14 protein-coding genes are annotated in these 15,773 nt (G+C 47.2%); 9 read left to right on the forward strand and 5 right to left on the reverse strand.

Annotated features, from left to right (window positions below):
* Positions 1-152: 152 nt before the first annotated feature.
* From carA to ACFQNF_RS19115, 4 genes are all read left to right on the forward strand, one after another.
* Positions 153-1,289 (forward strand): glutamine-hydrolyzing carbamoyl-phosphate synthase small subunit, encoded by a 1,137-nt coding sequence (carA, locus tag ACFQNF_RS19100; RefSeq protein ID WP_380189693.1) that lies wholly within the window; start codon positions 153-155, stop codon positions 1,287-1,289.
* Positions 1,290-1,349: 60 nt separating this feature from the next.
* The gene (carB, locus tag ACFQNF_RS19105; protein WP_380189695.1) at positions 1,350-4,571 is read left to right on the forward strand and encodes a carbamoyl-phosphate synthase large subunit; all 3,222 of its coding nucleotides are present in this window, start codon (positions 1,350-1,352) and stop codon (positions 4,569-4,571) included.
* Positions 4,572-4,697: 126 nt separating this feature from the next.
* Complete coding sequence (gene greA, locus ACFQNF_RS19110; protein ID WP_046352301.1) at positions 4,698-5,180, forward strand: transcription elongation factor GreA; 483 nt, start codon at positions 4,698-4,700, stop codon at positions 5,178-5,180.
* Between the two features lie 141 nt (positions 5,181-5,321).
* The gene (locus tag ACFQNF_RS19115; protein ID WP_046352300.1) at positions 5,322-5,765 is read left to right on the forward strand and encodes a DUF4149 domain-containing protein; all 444 of its coding nucleotides are present in this window, start codon (positions 5,322-5,324) and stop codon (positions 5,763-5,765) included.
* A gap of 58 nt (positions 5,766-5,823) precedes the next feature.
* On the opposite strand, the gene yhbY is transcribed toward ACFQNF_RS19115, so the two are convergent.
* Positions 5,824-6,138 carry a ribosome assembly RNA-binding protein YhbY gene (gene yhbY / locus ACFQNF_RS19120; RefSeq protein WP_380189698.1) on the reverse strand — a complete coding sequence of 105 codons (315 nt, stop codon included), beginning with the start codon at positions 6,136-6,138 and terminating at the stop codon, positions 5,824-5,826.
* Positions 6,139-6,175: 37 nt separating this feature from the next.
* Between yhbY and rlmE the strand changes: the two genes are divergently transcribed.
* From rlmE to ACFQNF_RS19145, 5 genes are all read left to right on the forward strand, one after another.
* Positions 6,176-6,796 carry a 23S rRNA (uridine(2552)-2'-O)-methyltransferase RlmE gene (gene rlmE, locus ACFQNF_RS19125; RefSeq protein WP_380189700.1) on the forward strand — a complete coding sequence of 207 codons (621 nt, stop codon included), beginning with the start codon at positions 6,176-6,178 and terminating at the stop codon, positions 6,794-6,796.
* Between the two features lie 115 nt (positions 6,797-6,911).
* Positions 6,912-8,831 (forward strand): ATP-dependent zinc metalloprotease FtsH, encoded by a 1,920-nt coding sequence (gene ftsH / locus ACFQNF_RS19130; RefSeq protein ID WP_380189703.1) that lies wholly within the window; start codon positions 6,912-6,914, stop codon positions 8,829-8,831.
* A 117-nt stretch (positions 8,832-8,948) separates the two neighbouring features.
* Complete coding sequence (folP, locus tag ACFQNF_RS19135) at positions 8,949-9,773, forward strand: dihydropteroate synthase (protein ID WP_380189705.1); 825 nt, start codon at positions 8,949-8,951, stop codon at positions 9,771-9,773.
* Between the two features lie 81 nt (positions 9,774-9,854).
* Positions 9,855-11,216, forward strand: coding sequence for a phosphoglucosamine mutase (gene glmM / locus ACFQNF_RS19140; RefSeq protein WP_380189707.1), 1,362 nt, complete (start codon positions 9,855-9,857; stop codon positions 11,214-11,216).
* Between the two features lie 204 nt (positions 11,217-11,420).
* Positions 11,421-11,732: a BON domain-containing protein gene (locus ACFQNF_RS19145; RefSeq protein ID WP_380189709.1), complete on the forward strand. Its 312-nt coding sequence runs from the start codon at positions 11,421-11,423 to the stop codon at positions 11,730-11,732.
* Between the two features lie 118 nt (positions 11,733-11,850).
* Here ACFQNF_RS19145 and pstB read toward each other — a convergent pair whose 3' ends face one another.
* The 4 genes from pstB to pstS form a co-directional block, all read right to left on the reverse strand.
* On the reverse strand, positions 11,851-12,618 hold the full coding sequence (gene pstB, locus ACFQNF_RS19150; RefSeq protein ID WP_380189711.1) for a phosphate ABC transporter ATP-binding protein PstB: 768 nt from the start codon (positions 12,616-12,618) through the stop codon (positions 11,851-11,853).
* A 25-nt stretch (positions 12,619-12,643) separates the two neighbouring features.
* Positions 12,644-13,480, reverse strand: a complete 837-nt coding sequence (gene pstA / locus ACFQNF_RS19155) for a phosphate ABC transporter permease PstA (RefSeq protein WP_380189713.1) — start codon at positions 13,478-13,480, stop codon at positions 12,644-12,646.
* Between the two features lie 8 nt (positions 13,481-13,488).
* The gene (gene pstC / locus ACFQNF_RS19160; protein ID WP_046352292.1) at positions 13,489-14,445 is read right to left on the reverse strand and encodes a phosphate ABC transporter permease subunit PstC; all 957 of its coding nucleotides are present in this window, start codon (positions 14,443-14,445) and stop codon (positions 13,489-13,491) included.
* A gap of 108 nt (positions 14,446-14,553) precedes the next feature.
* On the reverse strand, positions 14,554-15,594 hold the full coding sequence (pstS, locus tag ACFQNF_RS19165) for a phosphate ABC transporter substrate-binding protein PstS (protein WP_380189715.1): 1,041 nt from the start codon (positions 15,592-15,594) through the stop codon (positions 14,554-14,556).
* Positions 15,595-15,773 lie beyond the last annotated feature (179 nt).

Below are 15,773 nucleotides of genomic sequence, written 5' to 3' on the forward strand. Positions count from 1 at the left end.
GATGGTCTTGCCTTATTACGTTGATGGATAAGGGCTTTTGCGGTAGAATGTGGCTCAATTTTGTGCATGCGGGATGGCGAAAGCTATCCCGTTTTGCCATCCTCAGAAATATCCGAACTCAATCTTGTGGGCGCAACGCCCAGGAGCCGCCTGTGTCAAAACCAGCCCTTCTTGCGCTTGCCGACGGCACCCTCTTTCATGGTATTTCCATCGGAACCGATGGCTCAACCATTGGTGAGGTCGTGTTCAATACGGCGATGACCGGTTATCAGGAAATCCTGACCGATCCATCGTATACCAAGCAAATGGTCACTTTGACCTACCCGCATATCGGTAATTACGGCGTAAGCCCGGAAGACGTGGAATCCAATTCCGTGTTTGCCGCTGGCCTGATCATCCGTGATCTGCCGCTTTTACATTCTAATTTCCGCTCTGATATGAGTCTTGGCGAGTACCTCGTTAAGAATAATGTAGTGGCGATTGCAGATATTGATACTCGTAAGCTCACTCGTATTTTGCGCAGCAAAGGCGCTCAGCCAGGTTGTATTGTCACTGGCGACAATATCGATGCTGCTGCCGCAGTCGAAAAAGCCAAGTCCTTTGGCTCTATGGCTGGGCAAGATTTAGCCAAAGTGGTGAGCTGCAAAGAATCGTTCGCATGGACAAAACGTGAATGGAAACTGGGCGCGGGTTATACCGAGCAAACCAATCCAGAATTCCACGTTGTTGCTTACGATTTTGGCGTGAAGTACAACATTTTGCGCATGCTGGCTGAACGCGGCTGCAAATTAACTGTTGTGCCCGCTCAAACGCCTGCCAGTGAAGTGCTCGCTTTAAAACCTGATGGTGTCTTTTTATCGAATGGCCCTGGGGATCCTGAACCTTGTGATTACGCCATTAGTGCCATTAAAGAAATCCTAGCCGCAGATTTACCGGTGTTTGGTATTTGTCTTGGCCACCAGTTATTGGGCCTTGCCAGCGGTGCTAAAACCAGCAAGATGAAGTTTGGTCACCACGGTGCTAACCATCCTGTGCAAGATTTAGCCAGCAAGCATGTGATGATCACCAGCCAGAATCACGGCTTTCAGGTGGATGAAACCAGCTTGCCAGCCAATGTAACGGTGACACATCGCTCCCTGTTTGACGGCACAGTGCAAGGGATTGCCTTGACTGACAAACCTGCGTTTTCTTTCCAAGGGCACCCAGAAGCAAGCCCTGGACCTACCGATGTGGCTTATCTATTTGATAAGTTTATTGGCTTGATGCGCGATCAAAAAGCAGCAGTGTAAAGGGCGTACTGTGCAGCTTTGGCTGCACAGCCTAGCGAAAAGTGGTTTGAGGGTAGAGCAATGCCAAAACGTACAGATTTAAAAAGCATCTTAATCATTGGTGCTGGCCCGATTGTGATCGGCCAGGCTTGTGAGTTTGACTATTCCGGAGCGCAAGCGTGTAAGGCGCTACGTGAAGAGGGTTACCGCGTTATCTTGGTGAACAGCAATCCTGCCACCATCATGACCGACCCGAATATGGCGGACGTAACTTACATCGAGCCAATTACTTGGCAGATGGTTGAAAAAATTATTGAGAAAGAGCGTCCATGCGCCTTGCTGCCAACGATGGGCGGCCAGACTGCATTGAATTGCGCGCTGGATCTGTGGCGTCACGGCGTACTGGAAAAGTACAACGTAGAAATGATTGGCGCAAAGCCAGATGCCATCGATAAGGCCGAAGATCGCGGTAAATTTAAAGATGCAATGACCAAGATTGGGCTGTCTACGCCTAAATCGGGCATTGCACATAATATGGAACAAGCGCTTGCAGTGCAGGCGACGGTTGGCTATCCAACGCTGATTCGCCCTTCGTTTACCATGGGTGGTTCGGGCGGTGGTATTGCTTATAACCGCGAAGAATTCGTCGAAATTTGTGATCGTGGTTTTGAAGCATCGCCAACCAATGAATTGCTGATCGAGCAATCGGTATTGGGCTGGAAAGAATACGAGATGGAAGTGGTGCGTGATCGCGCCGACAACTGCATCATCATCTGCTCGATCGAAAACTTTGATCCGATGGGCGTGCACACCGGTGATTCGATCACCGTGGCGCCTGCACAAACGCTGACCGATAAAGAATACCAAATTATGCGTAACGCCTCTTTGGCGGTATTGCGTGAAATTGGTGTGGATACCGGTGGCTCAAATGTGCAGTTTGCGACTAATCCAGAAAATGGCGAGATGATCGTTATTGAAATGAATCCACGCGTCAGCCGCTCTTCAGCGCTCGCCTCTAAAGCAACGGGTTTCCCAATTGCTAAAGTGGCCGCCAAGCTGGCAGTTGGCTTTACTTTGGATGAATTGCAAAACGAAATCACCGGTGGTAAAACACCTGCCTCGTTCGAGCCTTCGATTGACTACGTTGTGACTAAAATCCCTCGTTTTGCTTTCGAGAAATTCCCACAAGCCAATAATAAACTGACAACACAAATGAAGTCGGTAGGCGAAGTGATGGCAATTGGCCGCACGGTGCAAGAATCCATGCAAAAAGCCCTACGTGGCTTAGAAACCGGCATGTCTGGTTTTGATGAAATGACCACAGATCGCAGCCTGATCGAAGCAGAAATTGCTAATCCTGGCCCAGAGCGTATTTGGTATGTGGCCGATGCTTTCCGCGTTGGCATGAGCATGGATGAAGTATTTAATCTGACTAAGATTGATCCTTGGTTCTTGCGCCAGATCGAAGATCTTGTGATCGAAGAAAACGCGATTCGTGGCACGGCGGTTGAATCGATCGACTACGCAACGATGCGTCGCCTTAAGCGTAAAGGCTTCTCTGATCGTCGTTTAGCCTCATTGCTAGATACCGATCAAGCCGCTGTGCGTAAAGCACGTCACGCACTTAAAATCCGCCCTGTTTATAAGCGTGTGGATACATGTGCGGCCGAGTTCTCTACCGATACTGCGTATATGTACTCGACGTATGAAGAGGAATGCGAAGCGCAGCCGACTAATAATCGAAAAATTATGATTCTTGGTGGTGGCCCAAACCGTATCGGCCAAGGGATTGAGTTTGATTATTGCTGCGTGCATGCGGCGCTGGCACTGCGTGAAGATGGCTTTGAAACCATCATGGTGAACTGCAATCCAGAAACCGTATCGACCGATTACGATACCTCGGACCGCCTGTACTTTGAGCCGCTTACACTCGAAGATGTGTTAGAAATCGTCAATATCGAAAAGCCTGAAGGCGTGATTGTGCAATACGGTGGCCAAACGCCGCTAAAATTGGCCCGCGCACTCGAAGCTAACGGTGTACCTATCATTGGTACAACGCCAGATATGATCGATGCCGCCGAAGATCGTGAGCGCTTCCAAAAATTATTGCATGAATTAGGTTTGCGTCAACCGCCTAACCGCACTGCACGTAATGAGCGCGATGCCTTGATTTTGGCTGCCGAAATTGGCTACCCGCTGGTAGTTCGTCCGTCCTATGTATTGGGTGGTCGTGCGATGGAAATCGTGCACCAGCAGTCTGATTTAGAGCGCTATATGCGTGAAGCCGTGAAGGTATCAAACGACAGTCCTGTGCTGCTTGATCGCTTCCTGAACGACGCGATTGAAGTGGATGTGGATGCGATTTGTGATGGCACCGATGTTTTGATCGGCGGCATTATGGAGCACATCGAACAGGCTGGCGTGCACTCGGGCGACTCAGCATGCTCCTTGCCGCCATTTAGCTTGTCGAAAGAGATTCAAGATGAGCTACGTCGCCAGACGGTATTAATGGCGAAGGGTCTGAACGTGGTTGGCCTGATGAATGTGCAGTTTGCGATTCAGGGCAAGGGAAGCGACGCCGTAGTGTTTGTGCTGGAAGTCAATCCACGCGCGTCCCGTACTGTGCCTTATGTATCAAAAGCCACCAGCTTGCCAATTGCTAAGATCGCTGCGCGTTGTATGGCGGGTCAGAGTCTTGTTTCACAAGGCATGACCAAGGAAGTGATTCCGCCGTTCTTCTCGGTGAAAGAAGCGGTGTTTCCGTTTATTAAATTTCCAGGCGTAGATTCAATTCTTGGCCCGGAAATGAAATCAACCGGTGAAGTGATGGGCGTCGGTGATACTTTTGCCGAAGCATTTGTAAAATCACAGCTTGCTGCTGGTGTTGCTTTGCCTACTCAGGGCAATGTATTTATCTCGGTGCGTGATGGAGATAAAACAGGTGCAGTTGAGTGCGCTAAAGTCTTAACGGGACTTGGCTTTAAGGTATTTGCCACCAAGGGCACGGCCGCAGAAATCAGCGGCGCGGGTGTTGTGGTGCAAAGCGTGAATAAAGTGACTGAAGGCCGTCCGCATATCGTTGATATGATCAAGAATGGCGAAATTGGCATGATAGTGAATACTGTCGATGAACGTCGCCAAGCCATTCAGGATTCTTACTCGATTCGCCATGAAGCCATGAAGGCCCGCTTACCTGTGTTTACAACGATTGCAGGTGCAAAAGCGGCGTGTATCGGGATGCGTGATTTGGGTGAAATGCGAGTTTATGATCTGCAGGGCTTGCATCGTACGATCAAACACTGATAATTTACGCCCTAAGGTTCGTGAATGATGTTTCATTCTGATGAAATATCATTCACAAGAACTTAAGTAAAAGCCGCCGTCCACTCGTGACGGCGGCTCTTCTTTTTGGATGGAGACTGTAAAGAAATGATAAAAATTCCGCTCACCGTACAAGGTGCGGTAAAACTAAAAGCCGAACTGCAAAATCTTAAGAGCGTAGAGCGCCCGTCAGTGATTGCAGCGATTGCCGAAGCACGTTCGCACGGCGATTTATCGGAAAACGCTGAATATGATGCAGCGAAAGAAAGACAGGGCTTTGTTGAAGGCCGTATTGCTGAGCTGGAAAGTAAGCTTTCTAATGCCCAGCTGATCGAGCCAGCCAGCCTTGCCGAAACCGCCGAAGGCCGAGTGGTGTTTGGCGCGACGGTTGATCTGGAAGACTTAGAAACCAGCAACAAAGTCACTTACCAGATCGTTGGGGACGAAGAAGCTGAAATCAAAGAATTTAAAATCTCCGTATCCAGCCCAATTGCGCGTGCACTGATCGGCAAATATGCTGGTGATGTAGCCGAAGTGATGGCGCCTGGCGGGATTCGTGAGTATGAAGTTCTCGACGTGAAATACATTTAAAGATGGCTGCGAAGCCTGATTTGCTTTGCCAGGAAGGACTTTAAACCTGCATTTATAAATATAAACGTCGGCTTTTAGTTTTTTTGCTCAGTCTTAGGCTTCACGCAACATTGTTTAACTGCTTTTTTATCTGGAAACGCAATGGGCTTAGGTTCAGGTTTAAAAAACCTTCTCACCGTACTGTGGATTGGCGGTATGTGGACCATTGGTGTGATCGCAGCGCCTGCGCTGTTTGCTGGCTTAGATAAAGCCACGGCAGGCATGGTTGCAGGCAAGTTATTTCACGCGATTGGCTGGGTGGGGATTGTTGCAGGTGTGTATCTGGCCATTTGGTGGGTTTGGCAAATGGGCATGCGCGGATTACAAAGTGGAAAATTCTGGCTGGTTATGGGGATGTTGTTATGCACGCTGGTTAATCAGTTTGCTATCTTTCCGCTGATTGCCAGTTTAAAGCCTGCTGTAAGCACTGCTGCGGAAGGGATGTTTGGCGGTGGTCTGGCTCAGTGGCATACCATTTCCAGTTTGATTTATCTTTTGCAGAGTGTGTTTGGTATAATTTACATTTGGTCTGATGGCGATCGTTAAGTCATCATGGCGCAAAGATTAGGGCGACCTAAGCCGCCCTAATACATGTAAAACCCGTTTATTTGGCTTTTTTTGCCTTGGGTAGTACGATCCGTGGCTTATCGCTATTTGATGCGCGATAGACCACTAACAGCTTGCCAATGTGTTGAACGGCAGATGCACCTAGTTCAGAACAGATCTTTTGCAGGTATTCTTCACGCAGGGCGCGATCATCACCCAAAACTCGGATTTTAATGAGTTCATGCGCGTCTAAATTAACAGCAATCTCGCGGATTACCGCGTCTGCCAAGCCATTATTGCCGATCATTACGACTGGATCGATATGATGAGCCAAGCTTTTCAGGTGGCGACGCTGATCCGATGTGAGTTCCATTGTTTCAAATCCTTGACTAAACAGGCAATTTTACCTCATGGCTCGTAGCAATTCCAGTAATGCGTGGATGAAGGAACACGTCAACGATCATTATGTTCATCAGGCCAAAAAAGAAGGCTACCGCGCACGCGCGGCTTTCAAGCTGCTTGAGATCAATGAAAAAGACAAATTATTTAAACCAGGCCTGTGGGTTGCCGATCTTGGCGCGGCGCCGGGAAGCTGGTCGCAAGTCGCAAGTCAGAATGTAGGTGAGTCGGGTCGCGTTTTTGCGCTAGACTTATTGGATATGACGCCGATTCGTGGTGTGGAGTTTATTCAGGGCGATTTTCGGGAAGAAGAAGTACTGGCTCAGTACACTGAATTACTCGCTGGCCGTCAGGTAGACCTTGTGATTTGCGATATGGCCCCCAATATAACGGGGAATGCCGTAATGGATCAGGCTCGTAGTATGCTTTTATGTGAGCTGGCTTTAGATTTTGTTCGTGAGCAATTGAAACCTAATGGACATTTTCTGGTCAAGGTATTCCAAGGCTATGGTTTTACTGAGTACATGACCGCAATGCGTGAGACATTTACCAGTGTTGTAACTCGCAATCCTAAGGCTTCGCGTGATCGTAGCAATGAAACTTATTTGCTCGGTAAGCAGAAAAAAGCCTGATAGAGCATATTGGATTTCAGTGCCTGAAGCAGGTAGTGTTAAGCCAACAGCTTATTAAACCTAAACGCGTAGAATTTTTTCTTTCATCCCCTCGGGGATAATCAGGAGTAGCGCCGTGAACAATCTCGGCAAGAACATCGCCATCTGGCTCGTCATTGGTCTGGTACTAATGACAGTCTTTAATCAATTTTCCCGCAAGCAAGAAGCAAGCGGGCAAGTGGCGTATTCGCAATTTATGGCCGATGTAGAGGCTGATCGTATTGCTAGTGCAGAAATCGAGGGCAACCCGATTCGCGGCCAGATTATTAAAGGCAAGCGTAACGACGGCACGGCATTCTCTACACTGGCTCCATTTGATTTTCGTATGGTTGATACGCTGATCAAGCACAACGTGAAGTTTGCAGCAAAGGCTGAAGAAGAGCCGAGCTTCTTGATGAACTTGTTCATCAATTGGTTCCCTATGCTGCTCTTGATTGGTGTGTGGGTGTTCTTTATGCGCCAGATGCAAGGCGGCGGTAAAGGCGGTGCATTTAGCTTTGGTAAATCAAAGGCGCGTTTGTTAGACGAAGCGACCAATGTGATTACCTTTGCTGATGTAGCAGGCTGCGATGAAGCTAAGGCTGAGGTATCAGAAATCGTTGATTACCTGCGTGATCCTAGCAAGTATCAAAGTTTGGGCGGCCGTATGCCACGCGGTATCTTGCTGGTAGGGCCTCCAGGTACAGGTAAGACGCTGCTGGCTAAGGCGATTGCTGGCGAAGCCAAAGTACCGTTCTTTAGTATCTCTGGTTCAGATTTCGTTGAAATGTTCGTGGGTGTGGGTGCTGCCCGTGTTCGTGATATGTTTGAAAACGCTAAGAAAAATGCGCCTTGCATTATCTTTATCGATGAAATCGATGCGGTGGGTCGTCAACGCGGTGCTGGTATGGGCGGCGGTAATGATGAGCGCGAACAAACCTTGAACCAGATGCTGGTTGAGATGGATGGTTTTGAAGGCAACTCCGGCATTATGGTGATTGCGGCAACCAACCGCCCTGATGTGCTTGATCCTGCCTTGCTGCGTCCGGGCCGTTTCGATCGTCAAGTGATGGTGTCATTGCCTGATATTCGTGGTCGCGAGCAGATTCTTGGCGTGCATATGCGCAAAGTGCCGATCTCTAACGATGTCGATGCACAGGTGATTGCGCGTGGCACTCCGGGGTTCTCTGGTGCTGATTTGGCTAACTTGGTGAATGAAGCGGCGCTGTTTGCTGCTCGCCGTGTGAAGCGTCTGGTTGATATGGACGATTTTGAATCGGCTAAAGATAAAATCATGATGGGGTCGGAACGTCGCTCCATGGTGATGAGTGAAGAAGAAAAAACCAATACTGCTTACCATGAATCAGGTCATGCGGTTGTGGCTAAGCTTTTACCTAAGTCTGATCCGGTACATAAAGTAACCATCATTCCACGTGGCCGTGCGCTGGGTGTAACGATGCAGCTGCCTGAAGCCGATCGCTATGCTTATGATCGTGGTTATTTGATGGATAGAATTGCAATTTTATTTGGTGGCCGTATCGCCGAAGAATTGTTTATGAATCAGATGACGACAGGCGCATCGAATGACTTTGAACGTGCTACTTCATTAGCACGCGATATGGTGACGCGTTACGGCATGACCGATGCTTTAGGCCCGATGGTTTATGGCGAAAACGAAGGTGAAGTATTCTTAGGCCGCTCGGTAACGACGCATAAGAATATGTCTGAAGCGACCATGATGCAGGTAGATGCTGAAATTCGACGCATTATCGATCAGCAATACGGCTTAGCCCGTCGCTTGCTTGAAGAGAACCGCGATAAAGTTGAAGCCATGACCGCAGCCTTGCTGGAATGGGAAACCATTGATGCAGAGCAAATCGAAGACATCATGCAAGGCCGTACACCAAAGCCACCTAAGGCTTTGCCAGTGAAGCCAAATCCACCCAGTGGTGGCGATCGCCCAAGTGGTGAAGCACCAGCAACACCTGTGATTACTACACCAGCAACAGAAGCTTAATTGCTCGATAGTGATCAATAAAATGGGCGGCCTAATTATAGGCCGCTTTTTTTTTGCCAAATACACCGAATAAGTGCTTTGGCCATTGTTGCAGAAAACTTAACAACAAGGAATAAAATGCAAAAACTGCAATGCGGGCGTTTTATGCTGGATTTGCAGCGCCCCCTCTTAATGGGAATTGTGAATGTCACACCCGATTCTTTTTCGGATGGCGGGCATTACTGTCAAATGAATGCGGCGCTGGCCCATGCAGAAAAACTACTGGCTGATGGTGCCGATATTCTGGACATCGGCGGTGAATCAACCCGGCCAGGTGCAGCTTTTGTGCCTGCTGATGAAGAAATAAGCCGAGTGATACCGGTGATCAAAGCGCTGCAAAGCTTTAATGTGCCCATATCTATTGATACACGTAAAGCGGTGGTGATGCGTGCAGCGCTAGATGCTGGCGTTGATTTGGTGAATGATATTTCTGCGCTGGAAGATAAAGGCGCTTTAGGGCTGCTTGCCCAAAGTAATGCGGCAATTTGCCTGATGCATATGCAAGGGGATCCGCATAATATGCAAGCCACGCCTAATTATCTGGATGTGGTAGTGCAAGTGTCGGCTTACTTAGCGGCAAGGCGCGATGCTGCTTTAGCTGCCGGGATCTCGCATCATCGCTTATTACTTGATCCGGGGTTTGGTTTCGGCAAAACGCTGGAACACAATATCGCTTTGTTTAAAGCCTTGCCAGATTTGCTGGGTCAGTTAGCAACGCCTTTATTGATCGGGGTTTCACGTAAAAGTATGCTGGGCCAAATTACTGGTCAGGCCGTGGCTGACAGAATGCCTGCCAGCATTGCTGCTGCTTTGATGGCTGCACAAGCAGGCTCGGCGGTGATTCGGGTTCATGATGTGAGGGAAACAGTGGATGCTTTAAAGATTTGGCATGCCTTACAATAGTTGCCAGTTAGTAGTTTGTTATTGAGCAATACTCTCCTGCTAAAGGTGAGTCAAAATACATATTAAACATCGGGGTGAAAAATGGGTCGCAAGTATTTTGGAACAGATGGTGTACGTGGTTTGGTGGGTGAATACCCGATTACTCCCGAGTTTGCGATGAAGCTGGGCTATGCCGCAGGCAAAGTACTTGCCGCAGAGAGTAAGCGTGGCAATGGGGATCATGCTGCGGTGCTGATCGGTAAAGATACCCGTGTGTCAGGCTATATGCTGGAAGCCGCGTTACAAGCGGGTTTAAATGCTGCTGGTGTTGATGTTTACCTGACCGGCCCTTTGCCTACTCCAGGCATCGCTTATCTGACCCGCGCGCTACGTTTATCTGCTGGTGTCGTGATTTCTGCATCGCACAATCCTTATCACGATAATGGAATTAAGTTTTTTGGTGCTGGTGGTAAAAAGCTGGCTGATGATGTGGAATTAGCAATTGAAGCAGCAATTGATGAAAATCAGCCTTGCGTGTCGCCCAAACGCATTGGTAAATCCTGGCGTGTAGACGATGCAGCAGGCCGCTATATCGAGTTTTGTAAATCCACTTTTCCAAATGAGCTGGATCTGCGTGGCTTAAAGCTGGTGGTTGATTGTGCGCACGGTGCAACTTACGATATTGCCCCGCATGTATTTCATGAGCTGGGCGCAGAAGTGGTCAAGATCGGTGTAGCACCGAATGGTTACAATATTAACGAAGAAGTTGGAGCCACCCACCCCGAAACCGCACGTAAAGCGGTACTGGCTGAAGGTGCAGATTTTGGGATTTCACTCGATGGTGATGGCGATCGTCTGATTATGATCGACCGGGATGGCACGATTATCGATGGCGATCAATTGCTCTATGCCTTGGCTTGCTATCGTCAGGATAAAGGCACTTTAGGTGCAGGTGTGGTGGGTACTTTAATGACCAATTTAGGCGTTGAAAATGGTTTAAAAGCACGGGGTATTGGTTTTGAGCGAGCAAAAGTGGGTGATCGCTATGTGCTAGAAAAGCTGCTGGCTAATAACTGGCTGGTGGGCGGAGAAGGCTCGGGGCACTTGCTGTGTCTTGATAAGCACTCCACTGGGGACGGTATTGTGTCGGCCCTGCAAGTGTTGCAAGCTTTAAAAGAAAGCGGCAAGACGCTGGCTCAGTATTGTCATGATCTGGTGCTATCGACACAAGTGCTCAAAAACGTGCGTATCGCTAAAGGCTTTGATTGCCATGCTTCGGAGCTTATCAAGGCCGAAGTGAGCAAGGCAGAGGCTGCAATGGGTGAAGATGGCCGCGTTTTATTGCGCCCTTCAGGCACCGAACCGGTAGTGCGGGTGATGGTTGAGCATATTGATATGGTCATTGCCCGCGATTGGGCTGAGCGCATTGCAAAAGTGGTGAGCGCTGAGGCGAACGCCGAGTAATGAAATGGCAGGGTGGATGTTTATTCATCCTGCTATTCAGATAAAAAATATTCAACTTTAGTTGTAATCAGGATACTTAGAGATTCTTTTAATGATTTGTCATGGTAATTAAACAATTCTGTAACTTAATACTCTTAGAATTGCTTAAATTAAATGCCCGTTCGGGGCCAAACCATCGCCATATCTATCAGAGAGAATCGACCAATGAAAAAAACCAGCCTGATTTTGCTGTGCAGCGTTTTCTTATTCACAGCGTGCAGCACAACACCAGGTCAGGAAGCAAAAGCGCCTTCTGATCCTAAATTGACAGGTGTTGCATTGGCTGCCGCAGTAAAAGGTAGTTTGGATAACGATCTGGTATTGCAGAAATTCAATTTAAAAGTAAAAGCGAAAGACGCTGATGTAACGATCGAAGGTGCTGTTGATGAAGGTGAGCAAATTGCACTGGCAGGGATGATTGCAGAAAAAGTGAAAGGCGTTCGTTACGTTGATAATAAGATTGATGCAAAAAACTAAAACAATCTAATTGGCTTATAAAAAAGGCAGCTTAGGCTGCCTTTTTTAATGGTCGTCATTGATTCTGATATAAAAAAGGCAAGCACATGGCTTGCCTTTTTGTGCGGGTAAGTGCGAATTAACCAAATTTACCCGTAATATAATCTTCGGTTGCTTTAACTTTTGGCGTGGTAAAAATCGTGTCTGTTTCACCGACTTCAATCAGCTCACCTAAATACATATAAGCGGTGATATCGGATACGCGAGCCGCTTGTTGCATATTATGCGTCACCATAGCAATGGTGTAATCTTGTTTTAATTCATGGACCAGCTCTTCAACGTGTGCTGTAGAAATAGGATCAAGCGCAGAAGTGGGCTCATCGAGTAATAAAATCTCAGGCTTAACTGCAATAGCACGTGCAATACAGAGCCGCTGCTGCTGGCCACCCGATAAGCTTAAACCTGATTGTTTTAGTTTATCTTTTGCCTCGTTCCACAGCGCTGCTTTTTGTAGTGCCCATTCAACGCGATCGTCCATTTCTGATTTGGGTAGGTTTTCATACAGCTTTACACCAAACGCAATATTGTCATAAATTGACATTGGAAACGGAGTGGGCTTTTGAAATACCATACCTACTTTTGCGCGTAACATATTTAAATCGACATCGCTGTCTAAAACATTCTTGCCATTCAGAATGATTTCACCCTCAGCACGCAATTTAGGATAAAGATCGTACATCCGGTTGAATGTGCGTAATAGTGTTGATTTACCGCAGCCCGAAGGCCCGATAAACGCAGTCACTTTACCTTCCTGAATCTCTAAATTGACGTTTTTTAGGGCATGAAAATTGCCATAATAAAAGTTAAGGTTTTTAATGGCAAGTTTTGCTGGATTTTTGGTTATCATAATTAAGCTATTCCGTATTGATTTATTAGTTTTGTTTCGGTTCACGCAGCATGACGCGTGCAACAATATTTAAACCGAGTACAAAGAGGCCAATTAATAAAGCACCCGTCCAAGCTAGTTGATGCCATTCTTCATAGGGGCTCATCGCAAATTGGAAGATCACCACCGGTAAATTAGACATCGGCTGGTTCATATTTGAATAGAACTGGTTATTGAGCGCGGTAAAGAGCAGGGGCGCTGTTTCACCCAGAATACGAGCAATGGCAAGCAAAATACCGGTTGCAACGCCTGCTTTTGCTGCACGCAATGTTACCAAAAGCACCATTTTCCATTGCGGAGCGCCTAAAGCATAAGCCGCTTCACGCATGGCTGTAGGCACCAGACGTAGCATGTTTTCGGTGGTTCTGAGCACTACTGGGATGACTAAAATAGCTAAGGCGAATGAGCCTGCCCAGCCAGAGAAATGCTGGACACGTGCAACGTACATTTCAAAAATAAACAGACCAATTACAATCGATGGAGCAGAGAGTAAAATATCATTAATAAATCGAGTGGTTGGAGCCAGCCAGCCTTTGTTTCCAAATTCAGCTAAATAAGTACCGGCTAAAATACCAATCGGTGTTCCTATGGCAACGCCGACGATAGACATTTGCAAACTACCTAAAATAGCGTTAGATAGACCACCAGCACTCCCTGGGGCAGGAGTGGTTTGAGTAAAGGTGGCTAACGTCAAACCGGGCAAGCCATTTTTGAATAGCGTAAACATAATCCAGAAAAGCCAGAATAAGCCAAAGGCCATGGCAATAATGGAAAGCGTTAAGCTTAGATAATTGATTGTGCGACGACGGTTATAAATATTCATGGCATGCCTCACGAGTTTGCGCCTTCATTACGCTGTAAGCGCAGCAGTAATAATTTAGAGAGCACCAGAACCACAAAGGTGATAAAGAAAAGTAACAGGCCCAATTCAATCAATGACGCAATATAAAGCTCGCCATTTGCTTCAGTAAATTCATTGGCTAAGGTAGCAGAAATAGTAGTTGCTGGATCAAAAAGTGAATTCATTTTTGCTTGAGAATTACCAATTACAAAGGTAATCGCCATTGTTTCACCTAGTGCGCGCCCCAAACCTAGCATGACTCCACCAATAATTCCGTTTTTAGTAAATGGAACAACGATATTCCAGACCACTTCCCAAGTAGTAGAGCCAAGCCCATATGCCGATTCTTTAAGCATCGGCGGCACTACTTCAAATACATCTCGCATCACTGATGTAACATAGGGAATGACCATAATGGAAAGAATAAGGCCTGCTGTGAACATACCAATACCCATCGGGGCACCCACAAATAGCTCGCCAATAAGTGGCCAGCCTTCTGTTGTTTCTGTGAGCCAAGGTTGCACATGATCTGCAAATAGCGGCGCAAAAACAAATAAACCCCACATGCCATAAATAATGGAGGGGACACCCGCAAGCAATTCAATAGCAATGCCCAGAGGGCGGCGTAGCCAGGTTGGTGACAGCTCAGTCAGAAAAATAGCAATACCAAAGCTAACTGGCACGGCAATAATCAAGGCGATAAATGAAGAAATTAAAGTACCGCGAATAGAAGGCCAGGCACCAAATTGCTCGGTAACAGGATTCCACTCTTCTGATGTAATAAAACTTAAGCCAAAATGTTTAATACTTGGCATTGCGCCGTACAATAAAGAAAGAATAATACCGCTAAGTAAAGCAAGTACAAAAAAAGCAAAAAAACGAGTGCTACCGACGAACAAAGCATCTTGTAAACGCTGCTGTTTCATCCGTTGAGTTTGATTCGGCATTATAAAATCTCCATTCCACCGATACTTCATAACAACACAACAGGAGCATCACGGCTCCTGTTGTGTGTTTAGGCGTGCAGCAAAACTGCTACCGCCGTAATGAATATTTTATTTCCAGATTGGATTTGTGCCATCGGTTATTTGCGCTTTCCAATTTGCCTTGATCATATTCACAACGCTGTCTGGCATTGGAATGTAATCTAAATCAAGCGCAACTTTGTCTGCGTCATTGCCATATGCCCAATCAAAGAATTTCAATACTTCTGCGGCTTGAGCTGGCTTGTCCTGCTTCTTGTGCATCAGAATAAAAGTAGGGTTGGCAATGGGCCATGATGTTTTGCCGCCAGAATTCGTGGTCAGCAAATACATACCAGGTGCATTTTTCCAATCCGCGCCCGCTGCCGCTGCAACAAAAGCTTCTTCGGAGGGCTCTACAAACGCGCCGTCACGGTTTTGTAGTTGGGTGTGTGCGAGTTTGTTTTGCTTGGCATAAGCAAATTCAACGTAACCGATTGCCCCTTTGATGCGTTGTACGTAGTTAGAAACGCCTTCGTTCCCTTTGCCACCTACACCGACCGGCCATTGAACTGAGGTATTAGCGCCTACTTTTTCTTTCCATTCTGCTGAAACTTTTGATAAGTAGTCAGCAAACACAAAAGTTGTGCCCGAGCCATCTGAGCGGCGAACAACGGTGATGTTCTGTTCTGGCAAAGCCACGCCGGAATTCAGAGCCATAATGGCTGGATCATTCCATTTTTTGATTTTGCCGAGGAAAATATCGGTTAAAACCTGCGGATTAAGCTTTAACTGGCCAGGTTTAACGCCTGGAATATTCACAACAGGCACTACGCCACCGATCACGGTGGGGAACTGCATGAGGCCTTGCTTGTTTAATTCTTCAGGCTTCAATGGCATATCGGAAGCACCAAAATCAACTGTTTTAGCTTGAATTTGCTTAATGCCACCACCTGAACCGATCGACTGATAATTAAGCCCGGTGCCTGTCTTGGCTTTGTACATTTCTGCCCATTTTGCGTACAGCGGGTACGGGAAGGTAGCACCTGCGCCAGTAATGTCTGCCGCGATAGCATGTGTGAACAGGCCGGCAGTAAGGCCGATAGTGACAATTAGTTTGCGTGCAAGTGCCATTACTAGAAACTCCGAAGGCTAAAACGTTTGGACGAAAAGAATAGTGCCTATGCTAGCTGTTGATTGTTGCTGAAATATTACAAGTCTCAATAGTGTAGGTTTGCAAGTTTCATAAATCAATAAACCGAATGGCTCGGTTTGACTGGGGGTAGGGGTGGGAATACAATCTGGGACTTTTG

This window comes from Iodobacter arcticus (assembly GCF_042664895.1).
In the GTDB taxonomy this organism is placed as follows: Bacteria; Pseudomonadota; Gammaproteobacteria; order Burkholderiales; family Chitinibacteraceae; genus Iodobacter; species Iodobacter arcticus.

Excerpts from the sequence above, each read along its gene's own strand:
- pstB (WP_380189711.1), bottom strand. The coding sequence starts at position 12,618 with ATGATAACCAAAAATCCAGCAAAACTTGCCATTAAAAACCTTAACTTT.
- yhbY (WP_380189698.1), bottom strand. The coding sequence starts at position 6,138 with ATGGAACTCACATCGGATCAGCGTCGCCACCTGAAAAGCTTGGCTCAT.
- pstS (WP_380189715.1), bottom strand. The coding sequence starts at position 15,594 with ATGGCACTTGCACGCAAACTAATTGTCACTATCGGCCTTACTGCCGGC.
- greA (WP_046352301.1), top strand. The coding sequence starts at position 4,698 with ATGATAAAAATTCCGCTCACCGTACAAGGTGCGGTAAAACTAAAAGCC.
- pstC (WP_046352292.1), bottom strand. The coding sequence starts at position 14,445 with ATGCCGAATCAAACTCAACGGATGAAACAGCAGCGTTTACAAGATGCT.
- glmM (WP_380189707.1), top strand. The coding sequence starts at position 9,855 with ATGGGTCGCAAGTATTTTGGAACAGATGGTGTACGTGGTTTGGTGGGT.
- folP (WP_380189705.1), top strand. The coding sequence starts at position 8,949 with ATGCAAAAACTGCAATGCGGGCGTTTTATGCTGGATTTGCAGCGCCCC.
- carB (WP_380189695.1), top strand. The coding sequence starts at position 1,350 with ATGCCAAAACGTACAGATTTAAAAAGCATCTTAATCATTGGTGCTGGC.
- ACFQNF_RS19115 (WP_046352300.1), top strand. The coding sequence starts at position 5,322 with ATGGGCTTAGGTTCAGGTTTAAAAAACCTTCTCACCGTACTGTGGATT.
- rlmE (WP_380189700.1), top strand. The coding sequence starts at position 6,176 with ATGGCTCGTAGCAATTCCAGTAATGCGTGGATGAAGGAACACGTCAAC.
- ACFQNF_RS19145 (WP_380189709.1), top strand. The coding sequence starts at position 11,421 with ATGAAAAAAACCAGCCTGATTTTGCTGTGCAGCGTTTTCTTATTCACA.
- pstA (WP_380189713.1), bottom strand. The coding sequence starts at position 13,480 with ATGAATATTTATAACCGTCGTCGCACAATCAATTATCTAAGCTTAACG.